Source organism: Agrobacterium sp. 22-209-1, assembly GCF_053522485.1.
On sequence record NZ_JBNWCH010000003.1, the window covers coordinates 330615 to 355453 of the forward strand.

Consider the following 24839-nt stretch of genomic DNA (forward strand, 5'->3'; position numbering starts at 1 on the left):
ACAGCCGTTGATCTTCGCTCGATATGCGCCTGTTCTATTGCAGTTTTATAACGGCACGTTTCGGTGGAACCTCGATTGCTGTCGAAGTTTTTCTCACGGCATGCGGGAAATAATCCTACAATTCGCAACCCTTTAACGCGACCGTAAGCAATTTTTGCCACCGTGCGGCTACGTTTTTTTGGGGGAGGGAACAGGATGCCGGGTGCAAATCCGACTGCTGTCAAAGCTAAATCATTGTCGATCAAGGCCAAATTCGCAGCGCTCGTCACGGGCGCGACGCTGGTCTCCTGCCTGTCCGTGGGGCTGTTATCCTACGAGATGGGCAAGTCGGGTCTTATAGACGCCAGCGAAATCAGGCTCGAAACGGTTGCAAGCAACCAGTCCAAGCAGCTCGATGCCTATACTCTGCGTGTCGAACAGAGCATCTCCGAACTGTCGCAGAATGCTGCAATCGCACAGGCGCTGGAAACGATGACCACCGTTGTGCCGACGGAAAAGGACGCCATCATCCAGGCTTTCCGCCGCGAGGGCGTTTCCGAGGAGGAGCGCGCCTCCTTCAACGGCGAAGGCCTGCGACTGCTTTACGCCATTCGCCACGCCACCATCAACGCCGCCATCGCCAGCGTCTGGCGCAACACCCGTGTCAGCGACATCTACGTGATCGACAAGACCGGCCTCATTATTTACACCGTGACCAAGGGGAAGAACTTCCTCACCAGCGTGACGGAACCGCAGAACGCTGCGATCAAGGAGCTGTTCGACCGCATCGAGGCCGGCAAGGACGGTGTCGTCAGCACCACCGGCTTCAGCGGTGGGGAAAATGATTCGGCCATGATCGGCATGCCGCTGGCCGTTTCCAACTGGGGCCAGATTCAGCGCAAGGGCGCCGTCATCATGCGCATCGCCGCCGACCGTATCGGCGCGGTGGTGACGCCCGAAGAAACCGGCAAGACAATTGATGACGCCGTTCTTCTGAGCGCGGATGGCAAACGCCGCGCCGGGATCCTCTCGGGCGGTGCGGATGCCACCGTTTCCGAAAATCTCGCGGCCCTGTCGGGCGCAAGCGATGCCGGAATGGTGATGGCGCAGACGCCTGCCGGTAACATCTTCTATGCCTATCGCCCAGTCTCCGTTTTCGGACAGAAACATCTTCTGGCCATCGGCCAGCAGGAAAGCAAGGTGCTGGCCGCCGCCAACGATCTCGCCTTCTGGGCAACCATCGCAACACTGGCGGTACTCGCGATCATGACGCTGATCGGTATTTTTGTGTCCGCCAGCCTCACCAAGCCATTGACCGGCCTTGCCGCATTGATGGAACGCCTGAACGGCGGTGATAGCAATATCGAGATCAAGGCCGTTTCCCGCGGCGACGAGATCGGCACCATGGCGCGCGCGCTGGAATCCTTCCGCCAGGGCATTCTGGACAAGCAGCGCATGGAAGAAGAAGCCCATCGCAAGGGCGAGGAACTGGACGAGGAACGCGCCCAGCGCGAGATGGAAAAGGCAAGAAGCGCCAAGGAACTGGAAGAGGCTGTCGACGCACTCGCCACCGGTCTTGCCAATCTTGCGGCCGGCAGGCTCGATCTCCGCATCGACAAATCCTTCGTGCCGTCGCTCGATCACCTGCGCGTCGACTTCAACAACTCCATGGCGGGCCTGGAAGCGACCATCTCCAACATCGGCGAAAGCGCCAATGCCATCCGCTCCGGCTCCGGCGAATTGAAAAGCGCATCGGAAGACCTGTCGCGTCGCACCGAACGCCAGGCCGCAGCCCTTGAGGAAGCGGCAGCAGCGCTCGGAGACATGACGCAGGCCGTCAATCTCTCGCTGTCGCGCTGCAATGTCGCCGTCGAGGCAACGGCCGGCACGATGCAGGACGCCCATAAATCCACCGCTGTCGTGAAAGAAGCGATTGTCGCGATGGAACGTATCGAGACCTCGTCGGCCAAGATCCGCCAGATCATCGACGTCATCGACCAGATCGCCTTCCAGACCAATCTTTTGGCGCTGAATGCCGGTGTGGAAGCCGCGCGCGCCGGGGAGGCCGGAAAGGGCTTCGCGGTCGTGGCGCAGGAGGTTCGTGAATTGGCCCAGAAATCGGCAGCCGCCGCGCGTGACATCACGACGCTGATCGCAACCTCTGCAGGCGATGTGGAAAGCGGCGTGGCGCTGGTGCTGAAGACCGGTGAAAGCCTCGAGCAGATCCAGAAACGCATCCAGTCGGTCAACGACCAGATCGGCGAGATCGCCACCGCATCGCGCGATCAGTCCGGCCGTCTCAGCGAAATCAACGCCTCCGTCAACGAACTCGACCATGTGACGCAGCAGAATGCGGCCATGGTGGAGGAAACGACGGCCGCCGCCTTCTCGCTGTCCAGCGAGGCCGACGGCCTGACCGAACAGGTGGGGCAGTTCTCGGTCGGCAGCCTCCGCCAACAAGACCAGCGTTACGCGGCATAAACCGCAACGAAAAAAGGCCGGAGGCAGAACCTCCGGCCTTTCTGTTTGAAGCCGGGTTCCCAGGGGCCGAAACCCCTGGGAACACGCCGGCGATCTGGCGCCACAGCCCCTCGCCGGCTTCCGGGGAGGACCTCAGAAGAAACCGACCTTGTTCGGGCTGTAGGACACGAGCAGGTTCTTGGTCTGCTGGTAGTGATCGAGCATCATCTTGTGGGTCTCGCGACCGATGCCCGACTGCTTGTAACCGCCAAAGGCAGCACCCGCCGGATAGACGTGATAGCAGTTCGTCCACACACGGCCCGCTTCGATGCCACGCCCGGCCCGATAAGCGATGTTCGTGTCGCGGCTCCAGACGCCCGCGCCCAGACCGTAAACCGTGTCATTGGCAATTTCGAGTGCTTCTTCCACCGTCTTGAAGGTGGTGACGGAAACGACAGGACCGAAGATTTCCTCCTGGAAAATCCGCATCTTGTTATTGCCTTCAAATACGGTCGGCTGGATGTAGTAGCCGTCCTTCAGGTCGCCCGTCAGCGTCTTGCGGTCGCCGCCGGTCAGAACCTTGGCACCTTCCTTCTTGCCGATCTCCAGATAGCTCATGATCTTGTCGAACTGTTCCTGCGAGGCCTGCGCGCCCAGCATGGTCGACGGGTTGAGCGGATCGTCCTGGCTTATGGCCTGAACGCGCTTGATCGCCTTTTCCATGAAGCGGTCATAGATCGATTCATGCACCAGCGCCCGCGAGGGGCAGGTGCAGACTTCGCCCTGGTTCAGCGCGAAGAAGGCGAAACCTTCGAGCGCCTTGTCGAGGAAGGCATCGTCCTCGTTCATCACATCGGCGAAGAAGATGTTCGGCGACTTGCCGCCCAGTTCCAGGGTGATGTTGGTGACGTTGTCGGCCGCATACCGCATGATTTCCTTGCCGACCGAGGTGGAGCCGGTAAACGCGATCTTGGCGATGCGGTTGCTCTGCGCCAACGGCTTGCCGGCTTCAAGGCCCGTACCGTTGACGATGTTGAGAACGCCGGGCGGCAGCAGATCTTCAATCAGCTCCATTACGATGAGAATCGAGGCAGGCGTCTGTTCCGCAGGCTTCAGCACCACGCAATTGCCGGCAGCAAGCGCCGGCGCAAGCTTCCACGCGGCCATCAGGATCGGGAAGTTCCACGGAATGATCTGGCCGACGACACCGAGCGGTTCATGGAAGTGATAGGCGACGGTATCGTTGTCGATTTCGCCGATCGTGCCTTCCTGAGCGCGGATGCAGCCCGCGAAATATCGGAAATGATCGATGGCGAGCGGAATATCCGCATTGGTGGTTTCACGCAGCGGCTTGCCATTGTCCCAGGTTTCTGCCCGGGCGATGAGATCGAGATTGTCTTCGATCCGCTGGGCGATCTTGAGCAGGATGTTGGAGCGCTCGGTTATGCTGGTCTTACCCCATTTGTCGCGCGCCTTGTGTGCTGCGTCGAGCGCGAACTCGATGTCGGACGCATCCGAGCGCGGCACTTCGCAGATCTTATGGCCGGTCACCGGCGAAAGATTCTCCATGTAGCGGCCGGACTTCGGCTCCACCCACTTGCCGCCAATGTAATTGCCGTATTTCAGCTTGAAGGGCGCTTCGCCCGCTTTCTGCTGAACCTGAATGTTCATGATTTCATCCTCCCTGATGAAAACGATCCTGAGCGGACCGCATGGGAGGAAGGTGGGCCTAGATGATGCGGTTCGGTAGAGGGGCGGCGCGGTTCCGCAGCGCACATTGTCTCACATCTGCGACAAAGACGCCGCGATCCGGCATGATTGGCCGGATCGCAACCGCGAGGACCTTAGTGCACGCCGAATTTCTTCATCTTGCGGTGAAGCGTGGCGCGGCTGATGCCGAGCAGCGAGGCCGCCTGCGTGACATTGCCGTTGGTGCGCGACAAGACGCGGCGAAGCGCCGAACGTTCCGCTTCCGCAAGGTCTGAACCGCTGTCGTGGCGCTGTTCCTGAAGAACATCCGCGGCGGGCAGTCCCTGCGCGATCCGGGCATCGTCCAGCTTCAGCGCAAGGCGTGCGGCGCGGGTCGCCCCCAGCACGAGATCGTCCTGATCCACGGCAAGCAGCGAAAGCGCCGCCCCGAAACCGCTCGGCACGACAACGATGCGCGCACCCGGAAAGGCCCGGCGGAAAAGATTACCCTCGATTCGCTGCGCCGCATCCTTCACCGCCTGGGTGACGAAGGAGAAGGTCATCTCGTTGATATCGTCGCGGCAGGTGGAAATATCGAGGGCGCCGGTCACCCGGCCGGTATGGTCACGGATGGGCGCTGTCGTGCAGCAGAGTTCGGTATTCGACGTGAAGAAATGCTGATCGCGGTAGACCACCACCGAGCGCTCATCAACGAGCGCCGTACCGATGCCATTGGTGCCCACGCTCGCTTCGCTCCAGACCGCCCCGGACCAGAGACCAAGCGCCCGGAAATCACGATCATCGCCCGAGGCACCACGCCGCTCCAGCGCAACGCCCTGTGCGTCGGTCAAAAGCAGGCAGCAGCCGGATTTGCCGACGCTTTGGAAAATGCGGTCGAGTTCATCCGTGCTTTCGGCAATCAGGCCAGCCGCACTCTCACGGGCGCGGCGGAATTCAACTTCGCTAAGAAAGATCGGCTTGCGGTTTTCCTCGGGTGCAAGGTGATGTTTGACCATGCAGCGACGCCAGGAGGCCACAATCGGAGAACTTGCGGCGGCAGAACGGTGTCGCGCGGTTTCATACACGCGTTCCGCATGGGCGATGTCTGTCGGCATACGCTCCTCCCAAAGCTTTTGTGCGATGGTGCGCTGGAAGCGGCCATGTTTCAACAAAAAAAATCGAGACTGGCCTTGCCGGGCGCAAGCGTGGCTGCGCCAGACTGTCAGACGGCCTTGAAATATCGCCGGCCGGCGGTCACTTCCGTTTCGTCCTCGGCCGAGAGGAAGGTGTCGTCCACGAGATTGGCAATCGAGGTCACCGGACCGGGCTTGCCGAAAAAGAAGCCCTGAACCTGCAGGCAGCCTTCACGCCGCAGGAACTCGATATGGGCCTTGGTTTCGACCCCTTCCGCAAGCACCGGAATATTGAGGCTGTGCGCCAGGATGAGCGTCGAGCGAACGATCGCCTCCGACTGCACGTTGGTCGAGAGGCCGTCAATGAAGGCACGGTCGATCTTGATCTTGTCGAAGGGGAAGCTCTGCAGGGTCGAAAGCGAGGAATAGCCCGTGCCGTAATCGTCCATGGCGATCTTGACGCCGAGCGCCTTGAGTTTGCGGATGGTGACGAGCGCGTGGCGATGATCGGCTATGATGCTGCCTTCGGTGATTTCAAGCTCCAGCCTCTCCGGCGCAAGCCCGGTTTCGGCAAGAATTCTCTCAACCTTGTCGGGGAAATCGTTGTCCGCAAGCTGCTGCGGCGCGACGTTTACGGCAATGGCGAGTGACTTTTTCCACCTCGCCGCCTGCGCGCATGCCTCTCTCAGAACCCACTCGCCCAATTCCACGATGAAGCCGGTCTGTTCGGCGATCGGAATGAATTCGACGGGAGAGACCATGCCGCGTTCGGGATGGTTCCAGCGCAAAAGCGCCTCGAAACCGACGATGCTGCCGCTTTTGGTGTCGTTTTGCTGCTGGTAATAAAGCTCGAACTCATTGTTGGCGAGGCCGCTGCGCATGGCGATGGCAAGTGCATTGCGCTCGCGCGCGGCCTCGTCCATGGATTTGTCATAGAAGCAGATCGTGTCCGAAGTACCGCTTTTTGCCCTGTACATCGCAACATCCGCCTGCGCCATCAAGGTATCGGCATCGATAGCACCAGTGTTACGCACAGAGATGCCGACGCTGGCGCCGACAGAAAATGTCTGGCCGTTCCACTCGACCGGCCTGCTGATTTGCTCGATCAGTCGTTGCGCGAATTCTGCCCCATCGGCCCGGGTGTAATAGGAATGGGTCATCGCCACGAATTCATCGCCGCCCATGCGCGCCAGGAACTCCCCGGCCTTCAGCACGGAACTCGCGCGGTCGGCGATGGCGCGCAGCACAGCGTCACCCGCCGCATGGCCATGCACGTCGTTGATTTCCTTGAAACGATCGAGATCGATCGACAGAAGCGCGGTATGCGCGCCTAACGAAATATGGAGTGTGCGGCGATTGAGATGTTCGATAAAGGCCGCCCGGTTGGGAATGCCCGTTAGCGGATCGTGCAACGAAAGATGACGATAGCGCGCGACCGCCTGCTGGGTGGACTGGGCATCGATGACATAGGTGGAAAGTCCGAGCGCCAGAAGCAGCAGCGTCACGGCGATTGCGCCCCCGCCCATGATGGCCGGCGGCAGCAGATTTTCCGGAATGACGATGCGCGGATCGAAAGCGAAGGACATGGAAGCCATGCCGGTATAGTGCATCGACGCAATGGCGAGGATGAGAAATGTCACTCCGCCATATTGGCAGAAACGGTTGAGAGGCCGGGCAATGCGATTGACTGCAAGGGCGCCAAGCGCTGCCCCGAGCAACAGCGAAGCGATGACATAAGCCTGATCCCAGAAGATCATGCCTTGAACATTGTAGGCCGCCATGCCGGTATAATGCATTGCCGCAATGCCGAGCCCGAGGATCATGCCGCCGGCTTCCACCAGCACGCTGCGCCCTCCATAGGCGGAAATGCCGAAGCCGGCAGTCGTTGTGGTAATGGCGATCAAAAGCGACAGCCCGGTCAGATAAGGATCATACCCCACCTCACCGGCCGCGACATAGCCCAGCATCGCCACGAAATGGGTGGTCCATATCGCCGCCCCGCCATTGACGCCCGCGAGGAACAACCAGTTGACCTTCTGCACACCCGTCGCCAGACGCGCTTTCGAAAAAAGGCGCATCGAAACGAAACTGCCCAGCATGCAGACGAAGACTGCTGCGGCAGTGTATCGATAGTCGTGATCTATGGTGAGGCACTCGAGAACTTTGAGCATTGTCATCTACGCAATTGGAATTTTGCATAGCCTTATCATTCGCCAAGTTTTCACCGGGTTTATGTGCATGGATAAGCATATATTAAAGGTTGCAACAAACGGGTGAATTAGTGAACTCTAATAAAATTACAAAGCGTCAGCAGCCAAAACCTGGCCACTCTTGTCTTTGTCTGCCGTTTGTATTATAGCGCCCGCACCCGTGTAGACACCCTTGGAGGCAACGCGGGTGGGATGGTGCTTGCACCTCCCCAGTTCAGCGCCCGCGGGCATGAACTCTCCATATAACCTCGAAAGGAATTGCCATGAGCAAAGAATCGTATGAGCTCAAGGCCGAGGCGCGCGAACGAGTTGGTAAGGGGTCCTCTCGTGAACTTCGCCGCAACGGTTTGATTCCCGCTGTCATCTATGGTGACAAGCAGGCCCCCATTTCCATCGCTCTGTCGACCAATGAAGTCACCAAGCGTATCCACGCTGGCGGTTTCATGACGACGGTTGCGACCATCGACGTCGACGGCAAGAAGATCAAGGTTCTCCCGAAGGATTACCAGCTTGATCCGGTCCGCGACTTCACCATGCACGTCGACTTCCTGCGCGTTTCGGGCAACACGCTCGTCAACGTTGAAGTTCCGGTTCACTTCGAAAACGAAGAAAAGTCGGACATCAAGATCGGCGGCGTTCTGAACATCGTTCGCCACACCGTGGAGTTCCACTGCCCGGCCAACGACATTCCGGAATTCATCACGGTCGATCTCGCTGGTCTGAAGATCGGCGACAGCGTCCACATTTCGAATGTGAAGCTGCCGAAGAACATCACGCCGGTCATCGCCGACCGTGACTTTACGATCGCAACGATCGTTGCTCCGGCTGCTGGCGTCGCTGAAGAAACGACCGAAGAAGCTTCCGAGGAATAATCGGCGGCCGCAAGGCCGTACGACCTTGGAGACAGCTTTGAAAAATGAGGCCCGTTCCGTATTCGGAACGGGCCTTTTAGTTTTCATGAACTTTAAAACCAGAAAGCTCGCCATCCTGACCTGATACGGAAACCGTTTCAGTGTCGATTAACACTTCCATGAAACGATACCCTCGCGCTGTCGTGGAACACCGGCCGGGCTGAGGAAATGCGTGGTGAAACGGGCTTTCGCCGGAAACCCTGCAAAACCCTCCGGGCGGACGAAACGCGGCGCAGCAAGTTTGGGGCAAAGGGTAGCTGCAATTTAACATGGCTCATTCCGTCGAAAGCCGCTTTATCGCGATAGTTTCCGGCGCACTTCTTACAGTGGTCGCCCCGCTCTTCACGCTTTTGCTGACGCTGTCCTATCACGAAGCCATTCGCAGCCAGCGTAACCACCTTGAGATTCTGCTGTCGACCAATGCGCAGGCGCTTGCACGACCACTGTGGGATCTTGATGACGACACCATAAACCAGATTACCGGAACGCTCATTTCCGACCCCGTGATCAGGATGGTCGAGGTCAGGGATACGTCCGGCCAACTCGATGTCGTCCAGACAGCCGGCAGCGACATCATTCAGGATGCAGCCTCGACGACGCGCGAAGTAACCTACAAGACCACGAAGGGCTCCGTCACCGTCGGCCAACTGACGATCTATTACGACAATGTCAGCCTTATGACCTCTTTGAGCCGCACCGAACTGGCTTTCATTACGATTTTCATCCTCGCCGTCCTCACTATCGTTCTCGCCGCCATCGCCGGCAACCGCTTCATGGTCATCCGTCCGCTGATGCGGCTTGCGGCGGCAATAGAAGCGACGCGGCGTCTCGGCTCGCGCCACCACGTCGACTGGCGTTCGAAAGACGAAATCGGCAGGCTGGCGAAAAGCTTCAACGAAATGCAGTCCCAGCTTGAAAAGGAAGAACTGGAGATCAAGAACGCACACGAGCGCAAGACGGAGATCTACAACCGGACGCCCGCCATGCTGTTTTCGCTCGACAGGCACGACCGCATTGCCGCCGTCAGCGACTATTGGGTGCAGGCGACGGGCTACGATCGTTCCCGGATACTCGGCCTGAACTTCGCCGATCTCATCCATCCCGATGACAGGCTTCTCTTCCAGCAGCGCAAGACCGCGCATCCCTTGCCCGATGCCTCGCATAGCGGCATTACCGTGCGTTTCCATTGCATGGATGGCGGCGTCATGGACGCTCTCATCCTGGAAAAGTCTCTTGATTCCGGCGATGCGGCCCATCAGAGCATCTGCCTCTGCGTCATGACCGACGTAACCGAACTGCGCCAGTCGGAAAAGCGCAACCGACAGCAAGCCATTTCAGACCACCTGACCGGCCTCTTCAACCGGCAGGGCTTCGAGGCGATTCTCGACGTGCAGATCCGCGATGCGGATCGCAATGGTAGCGAGTTGGCCTGCCTGTTCATCGACCTCGACCGGTTCAAGGCGATCAACGACAATCTCGGCCACGCTGCGGGCGATGCCGTGCTCAAACAATTCACGCTGAAGCTCGAGCCCATGCTGACGCCGCTGGACAGCGCATCGCGGCTCGGCGGCGACGAATTCGCCATTCTTCTGGCCGGTGACAAGGTGGAAGAGCGCGCCCTGCAATTCTGCGAGCGCATCTGCGCCATGCTGGACACGCCTTTCGAGATTGAAAGCAACAGCATCCGCCTCAGCGCCAGCATCGGCATGGCGGTCTATCCCCTGCACGCCGCCAGCGCCTCCGAGCTTCTGCAGAATGCCGACATGGCGATGTATACCCGCAAGCGCACCGGCAAGAACGGCTCGCAGGTCTTCGACAGCTCGATCATGGACCGGGCGCGCGAACATGCGGAGCTGGAGCGGGATATCGCGCAGGCACTTTCCGAAGACTGGTTCGAGGCCTATTTCCAGCCGATAGAAAACCTCGCCACCGGCCAGACGGCGGGTTTCGAGGCGCTGCTGCGTCTCAACCACCCGGACAAGGGCTTGCTTTCCCCGGCCGCGATCGTCAGCCTTGCGGAAGAAAACGGCACTATCCACCGCATCGGCAATGTCATTCTCGATCAGTCGATCGCCAATCTCGCCAGGCTGTCGCGCCTGCCGGGTATGGAACAGACCTATGTGGCGGTGAATTTCTCGCCGCTGCAATTCGAACCGGGATTGCCGACCCGCATCGCCGGCGTTCTGCACCGCCACGGCATTCTTCCGAAACGGCTGGTCATCGAGATCACCGAAGCCGTTATCATGAAGGACGATCCGCAAATCCGGGCGATCCTCAACGCCATCCACCAGCTCGGCTGCCGCATCGCGCTGGATGATTTCGGCACGGGTTATTCCTCGCTCAGCTATCTCAGCCGTTTTCCGGTCGATATCGTCAAGATCGACCAGTCCTTCACCCGCTCGATCTGCGACGACAGGATGGACATCAGGCAACGCAACCGAATGCTGGTCGAAGGCATCGCGGCCATTTCGCACAAAATGAACTGCGCTGTCATTGCCGAGGGTGTCGAGACGGAAGAACAGAAAGCGCTTCTGACCGACATAGGCGCTGATTTCGGACAGGGATATTTCTTCGCACGCCCGCAACCCGTGGAAAAACTGATCGCATCACTCGACACCGCGTCCGGGCAAGACCGAGCCGCGGCGCGACAAGCGTGAACCGCAGGGGGCCAGCCATGGGACTGATCCGCTTTTGCCTGATCTTCCTTGCGCTCGCCACTCCGGCCAGCGCCGCCAAGCTGTTTCTGACCACCGAGGTTTATCCGCCCTATAATCTGCAGGCCAGCGACGGCAGCGTGCGGGGTGTCTATTTCGACCAGCTCAGAACCGTGCTCGAAGACACCGGTACCAGCTACGAAGTCGCCGTCATGCCCTGGGCAAGGGCCATCGCACTGGCCAGAACGCAGGCCATGCACTGCGTCTTCGCCGCTGCCAGAACGCTGGAGCGGGAGAAGCAGTTCAAATGGGTCACGCCGATCCATATCGACCGCAACATTCTCGTGGCGCGCCGCGACGCGAATATCGAAGCCTTCAGCCTCGAGGACGCGAGGAAATATCGGGTGGGAACCCAGCGTGGAGATTACACCGAGGCGCTTCTCGAAAAGCTCGGTTTCCCGCAGGTGGATGTCGGCGCGGATTTCGAGATCACCCTTCACAAGCTGAATGCCGGCCGCATTGACCTGATGCCCATGTCGGAGAGCACCTTCAAAAGCCTGCCGGCCGACACGTTCAGGGAAGTGATAACCCTCTCACGGCAGCAGCTTGGCCTTGCATGTAACAAAAGCGTACCAGACGAGGTGATCGCAAAATTGCAGGCCCGGCTGGACAGGTTGATCGCCGATGGAACACAGCAGCGAATATTCGACCGCTACAATCTCGTCAGTCCCTGAACCATCCGAAACTCCATAAAAAGATTGACAGCCGGCGGTTTTCGGGGTGGTGACAACAGCATCATCAGGCAAAACGCGGACATGCCCCATGAAGATCATCGCAGGACTTGGTAATCCCGGTGCGCAATATGCGGGAAACCGTCACAATATCGGCTTCATGGCCGTCGATGCGCTGCAGCGCCTGCCGTCCTTTGCGCCCTGGTCTAAAAAATTCAAGGCGGAGATTTCCGAAGGCGAGATCGGCGGTGAAAAGGTTCTGCTCATGAAGCCGCTGACCTATATGAACCTTTCGGGTGAGTCCGTCGGCGATGCCATGCGCTTCTTCAAGCTTGCGCCGGCGGACATCATCGCCATCCATGATGAACTGGATTTGCCGGCCGGCCGCGCCCGTATCAAGACGGGCGGCGGCCATGGCGGCCATAACGGCCTGAAATCGCTCGACGCCCATTGCGGCAAGGACTATCGCCGCCTGCGCCTCGGCATCGGCCATCCCGGTGACAAGGAGCGGGTGCACAGCCACGTGCTCGGCGATTTCGCCAAGGCAGACCGGGTCTGGCTCGATCCGCTTCTGGACGCCATTGCCGACAATGCCGCCATGCTGGTGAAAGCCGAGGATTCGCAGTTGATGAACAAGCTGGCGCTGGCTACGGGCAGCAAGCCGGAGTCCGAAAAACCGGCCAAGGCAGCCAAACCCGCCGCGCAGTCCCATATCCATCAGGCACGCAACAGCGCCCAGCCGAAAAAGCTGCCGGAAACCGGCCCTATGGCCGAAATGCTAAAGCGTATGTTCAGCAAGAAGGACTAGATCGCGAATGTCTTCGAAGCCCATCGTCCTGCGCGCAGCCGGAGCCGGCGATCTCGCCGGTTTGCTTGAACTCTACCGGGCGCTCAATCCGTCCGACCCTGAAATGACGGCAGAAGAAGCGAGCGCGGCTTTCGCGGCCATGCTCGCCCAGCCCGGCCTGACCGTGTTTCTTGCGACCGAAGGCGAAGAAGCGGTCGCCACCGCCACGCTCCAGATCGTGCCGAACCTGACGCGCGCCGCCCGCTCCTATGCCCTTATTGAAAACGTGGTGACGCTCGAAAACCGTCGCGGCCATGGATATGGTCGCGCGGTGGTGTGCCATGCCGTCGAGGCCGCTTTTGCAGCGAATTGCTATAAGGTGATGCTGCTGACCGGGCGACAACGCCCGGAGGTCCATGCATTTTACGAAAGCTGTGGCTTTGTGCAGAACAAGACGGGTTTCCAGAAAAGGCAGGATTAACGCTCACTCTTCCGGCTCGGTGGTGAACATCAGCGGAAATCCCGCTTCCTTGCCGAGATCGGTCGCTTCCTTGGCCTTGGTCTCGGCGATATCGCGCTCGCAGACAACGACGACCGCACTTCCGAAGCGGTGCGCCGTCATCATCACCCGGTGGCCGGTATCCTCGCTCATGCGGAAGACAGCTTTCAACACCACGGTAACGAACTCACGCGGCGTATAGTCGTCATTCAGCAGAATGACCTTGTAGAGCTTCGGCCGCTCCAGCTTCGGTTTGACTTTCGGTTTCGGTTTGAGATCGACAGGACTGTCACCCATCATGGTCGCTCGTGCCTGTCGCTCATCGCGGTTGTTCATGGGAAAACCCCGTTGATGACGAAAGATCGGTCGCTTGACCCGCTTATATTGCGCCGCAACCGCGGCATCGGCAACCCTGCCAGAAATTCCGCACCATTAAAGGGGCTTTGCCCGCACAAATCCGCCCGCGGGCTTGACCTTGCCTTGCCGTTTCCGCAAAAGGCTCCTCAACGAATTCTTCAAACGGGCAGGTTTCAAGCCATGGGCTTCAAATGCGGTATCGTTGGATTGCCAAATGTCGGCAAGTCCACTCTCTTCAACGCGCTGACGAAAACGGCAGCGGCGCAGGCGGCCAACTATCCCTTCTGCACCATCGAGCCGAATACCGGCGAAGTGGCGGTTCCGGATGCGCGCATGAAAATCCTCGCCGACATTGCCGGCTCGAAGGAAATCATCCCCACCCGTATCTCCTTTGTGGATATTGCCGGCCTGGTGCGCGGCGCATCGAAAGGCGAAGGCCTCGGCAACCAGTTCCTCGCCAATATCCGCGAAGTGGACGCTGTGGTGCACGTTCTGCGCTGCTTCGAAGATGACGACATCACCCACGTCGAAGGCCGCATCAACCCCGTGGCCGACGCCGAGACCATCGAGACCGAGCTGATGCTTTCCGATCTCGAAAGCCTTGAGCGCCGCACGGAACAGACCCGCAAGCGCGCCACCGGCAAGGATAAGGAATCGCTGGCGCAGCTGCCGCTGATGGAGGCCTCGCTGAAGCTTCTGAACGAAGGCAAGCCGGTCCGCACCCTGCTCTCCACGCTGGATGCCGAGGAGCTGCGCATCCTTCAGGGCCTCAACCTCCTGACCGCGCATCCGGTCCTCTACGTCTGCAACGTCGCCGAAAGCGACGCCGTCGACGGCAACGAACACACGAAAGCCGTTGCCGAAATGGCCAAGGCCCAGGGCGCCGAATCCGTCGTCATCTCTGCGGCGATCGAATCCGAAGTCGCGCAGCTTCCCGATGAAGAGGCGAAGGAGTTCCTTTCGGCCCTCGGGCTCGAGGAAGCAGGCCTCGACCGCCTGATCCGCGCAGGCTACAAGCTGCTCGATCTCATCACCTATTTCACCGTCGGCCCGAAAGAATGCCGCGCCTGGACGATTGAGCGCGGCACCAAGGCCCCGCAGGCCGCCGGCGTCATCCACTCCGATTTCGAACGCGGCTTCATCCGCGCCAACACCATCGCTTACAACGACTATGTCGCCTTCAAGGGCGAAGTCGGTGCGAAGGAAGCCGGCAAGGCTCGCGACGAAGGCAAGGAATACGTGGTTCAGGACGGCGACGTCATCCACTTCCGCTTCAATACCTGATCTGGCCTTTGGCGGCCTCGATAGGGTCGCTGAGAAGGGTAAGCCGAACATCGCGGCACGGTTTCTTCTCCCCGCCGGGGAGAAGGTGGCCCGAAGGGTCGGATGAGGGGGCAAGCTCTCCGAATATCTCTACCCTCGCCCCCTCATCCCGCTGCCGCGACCTTCTCCCCTCGGGGAGAAGAAACAAGTAATACCGCCTCGCCCCATTCCTCTGCATTGCATCCTCGATTTGACCTTTACGTAAAGGGAAAAATCATTTTAGATGCCGCCGATATTGACTGTGCGAAGGGAGGACGCCATGACGCCGGTCGCGACTTATGCCTATGAGGATTTTCCCGTCGGACAGGAATTTCCCCTTGGACCGCAATCGATTTCCGCAGAGCAGATCGTTGCTTTTGCGAGTGAATTCGACCCCCAACCCATGCACCTGTCCGAAGAGGCCGGACGCCAGAGCATTCTCGGCGGGCTAGCGGCTTCCGGCTGGCACACTTGCAGCCTGCTGATGCGGATGATGGCGGACAGCTACATTTCGAACTCGACCTCGGAGGGCAGCCCGGGCATCGATTTCGTTGACTGGAAAAAACCGGTTTTGGCGGGCGATACGCTTGCGGGAAAATCCATTGTTCTGGAACAGCGGCCCTCCGCGTCGCGCCCCGGCATCGGCCTCGTGAAACTACGCCACGAGCTTTATAACCAACACGGCGTCCTGGTATCGCACGGCGAAAACACCGTGATGTTCCGCATGCGCGACAATGGGGGCGCTGCAGCATGAAACTGGCAGAACTTTCTCCTATCGGCGAACGCGTCACACTCGATACGCTGCATTTCTCCGCCGAAGACATTATCCGTTTCGCCCGCGATTTCGATCCGCAGCCCTTTCATCTCGACGCGGAAGCCGCAAAGAACAGCATTTTCGGCGGACTTTGCGCTTCCGGATGGCACACAGGTGCTGGCTGGATGAAGTGCTTCCTCTCCCACTGGGCCAAGGAGGTGAAGAGGCTGAAACTCCAGGGCCTTGAGCCGCCCAAACTCGGCCCCTCGCCCGGCTTTCGAGAACTGAAATGGAAAAAACCGGTCTTTGCCGGAGACGATGTCACCTATTTCGTGACCCTGCTCGACACTCGGGCGCTGGAATCCAGAGCCGGCGTCTGGCTGAACACTACATTTAACGAGGGCGTCAACCAGTCAGGAGAAACGGTGCTGACCTTCCGGAGCGGGGTTCTGGAATTCGAATAGAATGAGCGCCGGGGCAATAGCGTCACCATTGCCCCGCTACCATCTCAATGGCCGGAAAATTCCACCAGCGTCCGCACCTCGACACCAAGGTTTTCCAGCTTCTTGCGGCCGCCAAGATCGGGCAGATCGATGACGAAGCAGGCGGAAACGATCTCCGCTCCCATCTGCCGCAACAGCTTGACCGCACCTTCAGCGGTGCCGCCCGTGGCAATCAGGTCGTCGACCAGAATGACCTTCTCACCCGGCTGGACCGCGTCCACATGCATTTCCATTTCGTCCACGCCGTATTCAAGGCTGTAGGCGACGCGGACGGTGGTGTGCGGCAGCTTGCCCTTCTTGCGGATGGGCACGAAACCGGCCGATAGCTGATGCGCCACCGCCCCTCCCAGAATGAAGCCACGTGCTTCCATGCCGGCGATCTTGTCGATCTTCGTACCCGCATAGGGCTGCACGAGTTCGTCCACGGCGCGGCGAAAGGCGCGCGGGTTGCCGAGCAGTGTCGTGATGTCGCGGAAGATGATGCCCGGCTTCGGATAGTCGGGAATGGAACGGATGGCAGCGGAAAGCTCCGAAGCGATAACGGTCATGGTATTTCCAGTTGAGATAAGGGAAATGGATCAGAAGGTTCAGGCCACCCTATCAACTTGGCGGCTGCGGACCAACTAAAAAGGACCCGCGCTCATTCCCTGGCATTGCTGTGACCGGGGCTCCGGCCCTGCGGCGTCTCTCAGCCGGGCAACCGATGCTTGCCGTTATCACCAGCACCCATGAAAAGGCCCCCACGAAAGACCGTGGGGGCCAATGACTGACAGGCATCTGGATATCGATCAATGTTCCTTGTTGGCGTAGACCGATTTCTTGGTGAGATAGATCAGCGCCGTAAAGATGAACAGGAACACCATGACCATGAAGCCGGTGCGCTTGCGCTCTTCCAGATGCGGTTCTGCGGTCCACATCAGGAACGCCGCCACATCCTTGGAATATTGGTCCACGGTCTGCGGCGCGCCGTCGTCGTACGTCACCTGATCGGCGCTGATTGGCGGCGCCATCTTCAAGGAGGTGGCGCCGACGAAATAAGGGTTGAAGTGGGTGCCTTCAGGCACAGTGTAGTCCGAACCATCCGTGTTTTTAATGCCGGCCGGCGCGTCCTGATAACCAGTCAGCAGCGCGTGGATGTAGTCCGGCCCGCCTTCCTGATAACCGCCGATGATCGGGATCATGTCGATGATAAATTGCGGGAAACCGCGCTCTACGCCGCGCGCCTTGGCGAGCAGCGACATGTCCGGCGGGGCCGCCCCGCCATTTGCGGCTGCCGCCGCCTCATGGTTCGGGAAAGGCGAAGGGAAATGATCGGAAGGTACGGCCTTGCGATTATACATTTCACCATCGGCGTTCGGCCCGTCCTGCACTTCGTACTCAGCCGCGAAAGCCTTCACCTGGTCGTCCGAATAGCCGAGGTCACCCAGTGTGCGGAAGGAAACCAGGTTCATGGAATGGCAGGCGGAGCAGACTTCCTTGTAGACCTTCAGACCGCGCTGCAGCTGGCCCTTATCATATTTCCCGAAGGGACCGGCAAAAGACCAGTTCTGTTCCTCGGGCTTAATGATCGGGAAGTGGTTGCCGGCGATAGCATGCGTGGCCTGTGCGGCAAGATCATGGCTCTCTTCCGCCGCCGAAACGACGGTGACGGAACAGCCGATGGCGGCGAAAAGCGCGATGCTTGTTACAAGCTTCTTCATTGTCGTCATCCTTCCTTCGCGCTCAGACTTCGGCAGCCGCAGATGCGGCACCCGTCTTGGCGGCGTTCTTTTCGAGAACGGCCTCGGTAATCGAATTCGGAATACGCCGGGGCGTTTCGACCAGACCGAGGATCGGCATGATGACGAGGAAGAAACCGAAGTAATAAAGCGTGCCAAGCTGAGAATAGCCGACATAATTGCCTTTCAGATCGCCGGTGAGAAGACCAATCAGGCCCGTTCCTTCCGCCGGGCGCGAACCCAGCCAGCCGAGCATGATGGCATTCACCACGAAGACCCAGAAGAACATCTTGTACCAGGGACGATAAACGGCGGAGCGAACCTTCGACGTGTCGAGCCAGGGCAGGAAGAACAGCACGACGATCGCGCCGAACATCACGAGAACGCCGCCAAGCTTGGAATCGATGACCCAGATGTTGAAGGTGATGGCGCGCAGCATGGCGTAGAACGGCAGGAAGTACCATTCCGGAACGATATGCGCCGGCGTCTTCAGCGGATCTGCCATGATGTAGTTGTCGGGGTGGCCGAGGAAGTTCGGCATATAGAAGACGAACCAGGCATAACCGATCAGGAACACGGAAACGCCGAGCGCATCCTTCAGCGTCGCATAGGGCGTGAAGGGAACCGTGTCGGTCTTGCTCTTGACTTCAACGCCGGTCGGGTTGGTCTGACCGGTGACGTGCAGAGCCCAGATGTGCAGGATAACGACGCCTGCGATCATGAAGGGCAGCAGATAATGAAGCGCGAAGAAGCGGTTCAGCGTCGGCTGGTCAACGGCAAAGCCGCCAAGCAGGAACTGCTGGATCCATTCACCGATGGCGGGGAATGCCGTGAAGAAGCCGGTGATGACGGTCGCGCCCCAGAAGGACATCTGGCCCCAGGGCAGAACGTAGCCCATGAAACCCGTCGCCATCATCAGCAGGAAGATCACGCAACCGAGAATCCAGAGGATTTCGCGCGGCGCCTTGTAAGAGCCGTAATAAAGGCCACGGGCAATGTGCAGGTAAACCGCGATGAAGAAGAACGACGCACCGTTGGCATGCATGTAGCGCAGCAGCCAGCCATGGTTGACGTCACGCATGATCTTTTCGACGGAATTGAACGCGACCGTCGTTTCGGCGGCATAATGCATGGCCAGCACGACGCCGGTGAGGATCTGCACGATGAGCATGACGGAAAGCATCGCGCCGAACGTATAGGCGTAGTTCAGGTTACGCGGGACAGGGTAGGCAACGAAGCTGTCATAGATCATGCGCGGCAAGGGAAGCCGCGAATCGATCCACCTCTCGATGCCGGTGGACGGCTGATAACTGGAATGACCACTCATGAATATCTGTCCCCTTATCCGATCTTGATCACGGTATCGGATGTGAATGCAAATGTCGGGATGGCGAGGTTCTGCGGCGCCGGACCCTTACGTATGCGGCCCGCCGTATCGTAGTGCGAGCCATGGCAGGGACAGAACCATCCGCCGAAATCGCCGGCCTGGCCAAGCGGAACGCAACCGAGATGGGTACAGGAACCGACCATGACGATCCAGTTTTCCTTGCCCTGGCCGGCGGAGCGGTCGATATCCGTCGCCTGCGCGTCAGCGGCGATGTTGGCGTTGCGCGCCACGGGATCCTTCAGATCGCCGAGAGCGACGGCCTTGGCTTCCTCGATTTCCTTCTCCGTGCGGTTGCGGATGAAAATCGGCTTGCCGCGCCACTTCACGGTGAGCGACATGCCCGGCTCGACGGCCGCGACATCCACTTCGATCGAGGCAAGCGCCAGTGTCGATGCATCGGGACGCATCTGGTCAATAAAAGGCCATGCTACTGCGGCGGCACCAACGGCGCCCGCCATTCCCGTCACTAGATAAAGAAAATCGCGACGGGTCGGTTCACCCGAAGCGTCGTGATTGGTTACGTGCTCGCTCACCGCTACACCATCCTCTGCGCTGTTTTTGCCGTAAATCGCATGAGTCCTCCCGCTAAGATTTGATCCAGGACAAACTCCGTCCCACCGTCCTGGACACAACTGCGGCATCAAGAAACCGCGTCACTCTGTGTGATCGCAAAATATTGACCGACTTGGCAAGAGCAAAGCACACAAAGCTGCCGTAATTCTGCCGGAGGGGGCCAATTTGGCTCTCATTTTTTCGCCGTACTCGGCAGGCGGGCAACATTGTGCGCATCCGTGCACCATGTTAGGAGACTTCAAGGGAGAGCACGGAAAGCAGGGATTCGGATGACGGCGAAGCTCTCTTGCATGGTCTCCACGGCAGTGGCTGCCGTTCTTTTCGTCGCCAGCCTGCGCTACCTCACCGATTTCTGGCTTCTCGCCTTCGTCACCAGCTTTCAGCTCCATATCGCCATCGTCTGCATCCTGCTGTCATGCCTCGTCTTCTGGCTGACGCGCGATGCGGTTTCGGCGCTCCTCGTGGTCTGGTCGCTTGCGCTCGCCATCCACGCCATTGCCATGCTCCTGGAATTTCCCACATCCGCCGCCCCTGCGCCGGGCGCCAAACCTTTCCGGCTGCTGTCCTTCAACGTGCTGATGGACAATGCCGCCAATGCCGATGCAATTGCCGACAAAATTCTCGAATCGGGCGCGGATGCGGTCTATCTCTTCGAAGCAGCGGCGCTTGAATCGGCCCTGCCGCGACTGCAGCAAACCTATCCGCACAGGCTTGGCTGTTACGTCGGCACGCCCGGATGCGATCTGGTCATCCTGTCAAAAAGACCGTTGCTGGAAGGCCGTTTCCACAGCCTCAGCGATCTTCGGCGGGATCGGTTCGCCATAGCCCATATCGACCTCGACGGCACGGAACTGACGCTCGCCGCCGGGCATATCACCAAGCCCTATTTCGACGATTATCATCGCGACGAACTCGACGAAGTGAGCGAAATTCTCTTTCGTGTCACCGGGCCGCTCATTCTGGCCGGAGATTTCAATTCGGCCAGCATCGCGCCTGACATGCGCGCTTTCCTCGCCGCCAACGATCTGAAGAAGGCGACCTTCGAACCCGCCACATGGCCGACGGAGGCCGGTCGCTTCGGCATCGCCATCGACCACATCTTCACCCGCGAACCGGCGACGCTGATGAAAACCACCCGCCTGCCCGACAGCCTCGGCTCCAATCACTTTGGACTGATGGCGGATTTCATGATCGGGAAATAGCCGAAGGCCCTATTGCGCCGCTTCGTCCGCGGCAAGAAAACCGCCCGACTGCCGCGCCCAGAGTTCCGAATAAAGACCGCCCTGCATGACCAGATCGGAATGGCTGCCCTCCTCCACGATGCGCCCCTGATCCATCACGATCAGCCGGTCGAGAGCAGCAATCGTCGACAGCCGGTGGGCGATGGCAAGCACCGTCTTTCCCTGCATCAGCTCGTCCAGATTGCTCTGGATCGCCGCTTCCACCTCGGAATCGAGCGCCGACGTCGCCTCGTCGAGGACGAGGATCGGCGCGTCCTTCAGCATCACGCGGGCTATCGCGATGCGCTGGCGCTGGCCGCCGGACAGTTTGACGCCGCGTTCGCCCACATGTGCATCGAAACCTTTGCGGCCACGTTGGTCCTCAAGCCGTTCAATGAAATCATCCGCCTTGGCCCGCCGCGTCGCCTCCCGCAACTGTTCCTCGGTCGCATCGGTGCGGCCGAACAGGATGTTGTCGCGAATGGAGCGATGCAGCAGCGACGTATCCTGCGTGACCATGCCGATATGGGCGCGCAGCGATTCTTGCGTCACCCTGGCGATATCCTGCCCGTCGATCAGGATACGGCCTTTTTCGACATCGTAAAAACGCAAAAGCAGATTGACGAGGGTGGATTTTCCCGCCCCGGAGCGTCCGACGATGCCCACCTTCTCGCCCGCCCGGACATCGAGATTGAGATGGTCGATGACGCCGTTCGCGCGCCCGTAGTGGAAACTGACATTTTCGAAACGGATGCCCGGCTTCTTCACCTCCAGCACCGTCGCCTCCGGGGCGTCGACGAGACCGATCGGCTGCGAAATCAACTCGGCGGCATTCTGCACCGTGCCGAAATTGCGCATGATGCCGTTGAACTGCGTCATCAACCGGCCGAGCAGGAAGTTGAGGCGCAGCACCAGCGCCAGCGTGAAGGCGACCGCGCCGGAACTGATCTTGCCGGAAAGCCACAGATCGGTGCAGAGCGCGGCCATGGATGTGATCATCACGCCCGACAGAAGCGCCATGGAGGCGCGCACGCCGGTAATGAAGCGCGTGAACGTCATGGTCGCATGCTGGAAAATGTCGAAGCCCTGCCGCATATAGCGGTCATTGGCGTCGTCGCGCCCGAACAGCCGCAGCGTCTGGATATTGCTATAGGCGTCCACCATGCGGCCGGAAAGCATCGAGGCGGCTTCCGCCGTTTCCTTGGAGTGGTGGCGGATACGCGGCACGAAATACCGCGCCAGCAGCGAGAATATCCCCACCCAGACGATGACAACGACCGCAAGACGCCAGTCCAGCCCGCCAATCAGGAACAGCATGGACACGGAATAAATGCCGACGAACCACACGCTTTCCATCAGCGATGTAACGAGATCGCCCGCCGCCTGCCCGCCGGACCAGACCTTGGTCACGATGCGGCCGGAAAAATCGTTCTGGAAGAAGGTCAGCGATTGCCGCGCCACATGCATGTAGGATTGCCAGCGCACCAGATTGTAAAAACCGGGCGTGATGATCTGCTGATCCACCAGCGCGGTCACCATGGTGACGATAAAACGCACGACGGCGATCAGCACCAGCATGCCGACGAGTTCCCCGCCATGGGCCGCAAGCAGCCCCGCCCAGCCCTCTTCCGGCTTTACCGTCGAGAGAATATCAACGAGCCGCCCGACGAACCAGAACAGCGCCGCCTCGATGGCCGCCGTCAAACCGCCGAGCACCAGCATCGCGAAAAACGGCGCCTTGGCCTGCGAGATATAAAACCAGATGAAGGCAAATGTGCTTTCAGGCGGCCGCACATCGTCCTTGCGGGCGAAGGGCTTTATCCAGTTCTCGAAATACTCGAAGATGCGGGTAATGACCATGATCGGGATATAGGCGGATTCCCGACTTGGGAACAGCCGTAGCGGCTTCGGGAAAGATTATATTTCGGTAACATCAGGAAAATGAAAGAGGGCGGAGAATGTTCCCCGCCCTCTCGTTTTCCTTACTGCGCAGCCACTTCCGCCTCGTGGTCGGCAATGAAGCCGCCGGACTGGCGCCGCCACAGGTCGGCATATATGCCGCCCATCGCCGCCAGCTCCGCATGGCTGCCCGCTTCCACGATCCGGCCCTTGTCGAGGATGATGAGCCGGTCCATTTCAGTCAGCGTCGAAAGGCGGTGGGCAATCGCAATCACCGTCTTGCCTTCCATCAGCGCGAACAGGTTTTCCTGGATCGCCGCCTCGACTTCCGAATCGAGCGCCGAGGTCGCCTCGTCCAGCACCAGGATAGGCGCGTTCTTCAGGAAGACGCGGGCAATCGCAATACGCTGGCGCTGGCCGCCGGACAGCTTGACACCACGTTCGCCCACCTGGGCATCGAGACCCTGTCGGCCATGCATGTCGACAAGCGTTTCGACGAAGTCCCAGGCATTCGCCCGCTTCGCCGCCGCGATCACCTGCTCGTCCGTGGCCTCGGGATGGCCATAGGCAATGTTGTCGCGGATCGAACGGTGCAGCAGGGAGGTATCCTGTGTCACCACGCCGATCAGCTCGCGCAGGCTGTCCTGCGAGACCTTGGAGATGTCCTGCCCGTCGATGGTGATCCGGCCGCCTTCGAGATCATAAAAGCGCAGCAACAGGTTCATCAGCGTGGTCTTGCCCGCACCCGAGCGCCCGACCAGACCGACCTTTTCGCCCGGCTTGATGTCGAGCGTCAGCCCGTCGATCACGCCCTTGTTCTTGCCATAGTGGAAACGGACGTTGTCATAACGGATGGCGCCCTGCGGTGCGGCAAGCTCAGGCGCCTTCGGGACATCGACAATATCATGAGGTTTCGTCATCATCGACATGCCGTCATAGACAGTGCCGATATTTTCGAACAGCGACGTGACTTCCCACATGATCCACTGCGACATGCCGTTGACGCGCATGGCAAGGCTGATCGCAATGGCGACCGAACCAGCCGTGACCGAACCCTGCATCCAGAAATAAAGACCGAGCGCCGCCGTGGAAAACAGCACCACGGCATTGTTGAGGTCGATCAGGATGTTGAAGCCGGAAATCTTGCGCATCTGGCGGTGAACGGTTCCAAGAAACACGTTCATGCCCTCACGCGCATATCTTTCCTCGCGGCCGGCATGGGAAAACAGCTTGATCGTCGAGATATTGGTGTAACTGTCGACGATCCGGCCCGTCATCATCGAGCGCGCATCGGCCTGTTCCTGCGCCAGCCGGCCGAGTTTCGGCACGAAATAGGTGAGGATGCCCATATAGATGCCGAGCCAGACCAGCAGCGGAATGACCAGCCGCCAGTCCGCTGCAGCGACCATGAACAGCATCGAAACCACGAAGCTGATGGCATAGACGAAGACGTCGATCACCTTCAGCGCCACTTCGCGGATTGCCAGCGCTGTCTGCATCACCTTGGTGGAAACCCGGCCGGCAAACTCGTTGGCAAAAAAGTTCATGGAGTGGCGCAGCAGGAAACGGTGCATTTTCCAGCGCGCAATCATGCCGAAATTGCCGGCAAGCGTCTGGTGCATCGTCATGGTGTGGACAGCACCCATCAGCGGCAGCAGGAATAGCACCAGCCCCGCCATGACGATCAGATGCCAGCCCTCATCGGCAAAAAACGTCTCGCGATTGGCCGTGGAAAGCCAGTCGACGATATTGCCGAGGAATTTGTAAAGCATGGCTTCGGCAATGGCGATGCCCATCGACATCAGGCCGAGCAGCAGCAACCACGGCCAGGCGGGCTTCACATAGTGCCACAGGAACGGCAAAAGCTTCTGTGGCGCCACTGACGGCGCCGAAGCGGGAAAAGGATCGAGGCGTTTTTCAAACCAGCCAAACATAGGCCAAGCTCCGGCAATCAATCGCTCCATCGTCACAGGGTGAGCAGACACAAATATGGCTCACGACGGAACGGAAAAGTCTTTGAACATGGCCGCAACAGCCACATGGTGAATCAAACTATGGGAAACGCGGCAAGGC

General features: G+C 59.5%; 20 protein-coding genes. 10 read left to right on the top strand and 10 right to left on the bottom strand.

Features of this window, described 5'->3' with window-relative positions; genetic code table 11:
* Positions 1-195: 195 nt before the first annotated feature.
* Positions 196-2460, top strand: coding sequence for a methyl-accepting chemotaxis protein (locus ACQZ48_RS09465; RefSeq protein ID WP_191217507.1), 2265 nt, complete (start codon positions 196-198; stop codon positions 2458-2460).
* Between the two features lie 132 nt (positions 2461-2592).
* Here the strand turns inward: ACQZ48_RS09465 and adh are convergent, their stop codons facing one another.
* The 3 genes from adh to ACQZ48_RS09480 form a co-directional block, all read right to left on the bottom strand.
* On the bottom strand, positions 2593-4110 hold the full coding sequence (adh, locus tag ACQZ48_RS09470; protein WP_077981587.1) for an aldehyde dehydrogenase: 1518 nt from the start codon (positions 4108-4110) through the stop codon (positions 2593-2595).
* A gap of 173 nt (positions 4111-4283) precedes the next feature.
* Positions 4284-5243: a helix-turn-helix domain-containing protein gene (locus tag ACQZ48_RS09475; RefSeq protein ID WP_077981636.1), complete on the bottom strand. Its 960-nt coding sequence runs from the start codon at positions 5241-5243 to the stop codon at positions 4284-4286.
* A gap of 107 nt (positions 5244-5350) precedes the next feature.
* Positions 5351-7432, bottom strand: a complete 2082-nt coding sequence (locus ACQZ48_RS09480) for a putative bifunctional diguanylate cyclase/phosphodiesterase (RefSeq protein WP_448728820.1) — start codon at positions 7430-7432, stop codon at positions 5351-5353.
* 302 nt (positions 7433-7734) lie between these two features.
* Here ACQZ48_RS09480 and ACQZ48_RS09485 point away from each other — a divergent pair, with 302 nt between their 5' ends.
* The 5 genes from ACQZ48_RS09485 to ACQZ48_RS09505 all read left to right on the top strand — a co-directional run bounded on the left by ACQZ48_RS09485 (position 7735) and on the right by ACQZ48_RS09505 (position 13035).
* A complete protein-coding gene (locus tag ACQZ48_RS09485; protein ID WP_077981585.1) occupies positions 7735-8343 on the top strand; it encodes a 50S ribosomal protein L25/general stress protein Ctc in 609 nt (202 codons plus the stop codon).
* Positions 8344-8651: 308 nt separating this feature from the next.
* Positions 8652-11039: a putative bifunctional diguanylate cyclase/phosphodiesterase gene (locus ACQZ48_RS09490; RefSeq protein WP_191217505.1), complete on the top strand. Its 2388-nt coding sequence runs from the start codon at positions 8652-8654 to the stop codon at positions 11037-11039.
* 17 nt (positions 11040-11056) lie between these two features.
* The gene (locus tag ACQZ48_RS09495) at positions 11057-11770 is read left to right on the top strand and encodes a transporter substrate-binding domain-containing protein (protein ID WP_191217504.1); all 714 of its coding nucleotides are present in this window, start codon (positions 11057-11059) and stop codon (positions 11768-11770) included.
* 88 nt (positions 11771-11858) lie between these two features.
* Positions 11859-12575 (top strand): aminoacyl-tRNA hydrolase, encoded by a 717-nt coding sequence (gene pth / locus ACQZ48_RS09500; RefSeq protein WP_142911731.1) that lies wholly within the window; start codon positions 11859-11861, stop codon positions 12573-12575.
* A 7-nt stretch (positions 12576-12582) separates the two neighbouring features.
* Positions 12583-13035 carry a GNAT family N-acetyltransferase gene (locus tag ACQZ48_RS09505; RefSeq protein ID WP_077981581.1) on the top strand — a complete coding sequence of 151 codons (453 nt, stop codon included), beginning with the start codon at positions 12583-12585 and terminating at the stop codon, positions 13033-13035.
* A 3-nt stretch (positions 13036-13038) separates the two neighbouring features.
* Here ACQZ48_RS09505 and clpS read toward each other — a convergent pair whose 3' ends face one another.
* Positions 13039-13353: an ATP-dependent Clp protease adapter ClpS gene (clpS, locus tag ACQZ48_RS09510; RefSeq protein WP_416172486.1), complete on the bottom strand. Its 315-nt coding sequence runs from the start codon at positions 13351-13353 to the stop codon at positions 13039-13041.
* 237 nt (positions 13354-13590) lie between these two features.
* Here clpS and ychF point away from each other — a divergent pair, with 237 nt between their 5' ends.
* The 3 genes from ychF to ACQZ48_RS09525 all read left to right on the top strand — a co-directional run bounded on the left by ychF (position 13591) and on the right by ACQZ48_RS09525 (position 15930).
* The gene (gene ychF, locus ACQZ48_RS09515; protein WP_035260423.1) at positions 13591-14694 is read left to right on the top strand and encodes a redox-regulated ATPase YchF; all 1104 of its coding nucleotides are present in this window, start codon (positions 13591-13593) and stop codon (positions 14692-14694) included.
* Positions 14695-14992: 298 nt separating this feature from the next.
* Entirely contained in the window at positions 14993-15466 is a 474-nt protein-coding gene (locus ACQZ48_RS09520; RefSeq protein WP_080790123.1) for a MaoC family dehydratase, read from the top strand.
* Complete coding sequence (locus ACQZ48_RS09525; RefSeq protein WP_077981578.1) at positions 15463-15930, top strand: MaoC family dehydratase; 468 nt, start codon at positions 15463-15465, stop codon at positions 15928-15930. The genes ACQZ48_RS09520 and ACQZ48_RS09525 overlap by 4 nt, the downstream gene beginning before the upstream one ends.
* A 44-nt stretch (positions 15931-15974) precedes the next feature.
* Here the strand turns inward: ACQZ48_RS09525 and ACQZ48_RS09530 are convergent, their stop codons facing one another.
* The 4 genes from ACQZ48_RS09530 to petA form a co-directional block, all read right to left on the bottom strand.
* Positions 15975-16517 (bottom strand): adenine phosphoribosyltransferase, encoded by a 543-nt coding sequence (locus ACQZ48_RS09530; protein ID WP_077981577.1) that lies wholly within the window; start codon positions 16515-16517, stop codon positions 15975-15977.
* A 240-nt stretch (positions 16518-16757) separates the two neighbouring features.
* Entirely contained in the window at positions 16758-17669 is a 912-nt protein-coding gene (locus tag ACQZ48_RS09535; RefSeq protein WP_077981634.1) for a cytochrome c1, read from the bottom strand.
* A gap of 22 nt (positions 17670-17691) precedes the next feature.
* Positions 17692-19014, bottom strand: coding sequence for a cytochrome b (locus tag ACQZ48_RS09540; protein ID WP_077981576.1), 1323 nt, complete (start codon positions 19012-19014; stop codon positions 17692-17694).
* Between the two features lie 14 nt (positions 19015-19028).
* Positions 19029-19607 carry a ubiquinol-cytochrome c reductase iron-sulfur subunit gene (gene petA, locus ACQZ48_RS09545; RefSeq protein ID WP_035220195.1) on the bottom strand — a complete coding sequence of 193 codons (579 nt, stop codon included), beginning with the start codon at positions 19605-19607 and terminating at the stop codon, positions 19029-19031.
* 309 nt (positions 19608-19916) lie between these two features.
* Between petA and ACQZ48_RS09550 the strand changes: the two genes are divergently transcribed.
* The gene (locus ACQZ48_RS09550) at positions 19917-20849 is read left to right on the top strand and encodes an endonuclease/exonuclease/phosphatase family protein (RefSeq protein ID WP_448728758.1); all 933 of its coding nucleotides are present in this window, start codon (positions 19917-19919) and stop codon (positions 20847-20849) included.
* A 9-nt stretch (positions 20850-20858) separates the two neighbouring features.
* Here the strand turns inward: ACQZ48_RS09550 and ACQZ48_RS09555 are convergent, their stop codons facing one another.
* Positions 20859-22727 carry an ABC transporter ATP-binding protein gene (locus tag ACQZ48_RS09555; protein WP_191217579.1) on the bottom strand — a complete coding sequence of 623 codons (1869 nt, stop codon included), beginning with the start codon at positions 22725-22727 and terminating at the stop codon, positions 20859-20861.
* Positions 22728-22849: 122 nt separating this feature from the next.
* Positions 22850-24700 (bottom strand): ABC transporter ATP-binding protein, encoded by a 1851-nt coding sequence (locus ACQZ48_RS09560; protein ID WP_191217502.1) that lies wholly within the window; start codon positions 24698-24700, stop codon positions 22850-22852.
* Positions 24701-24839 lie beyond the last annotated feature (139 nt).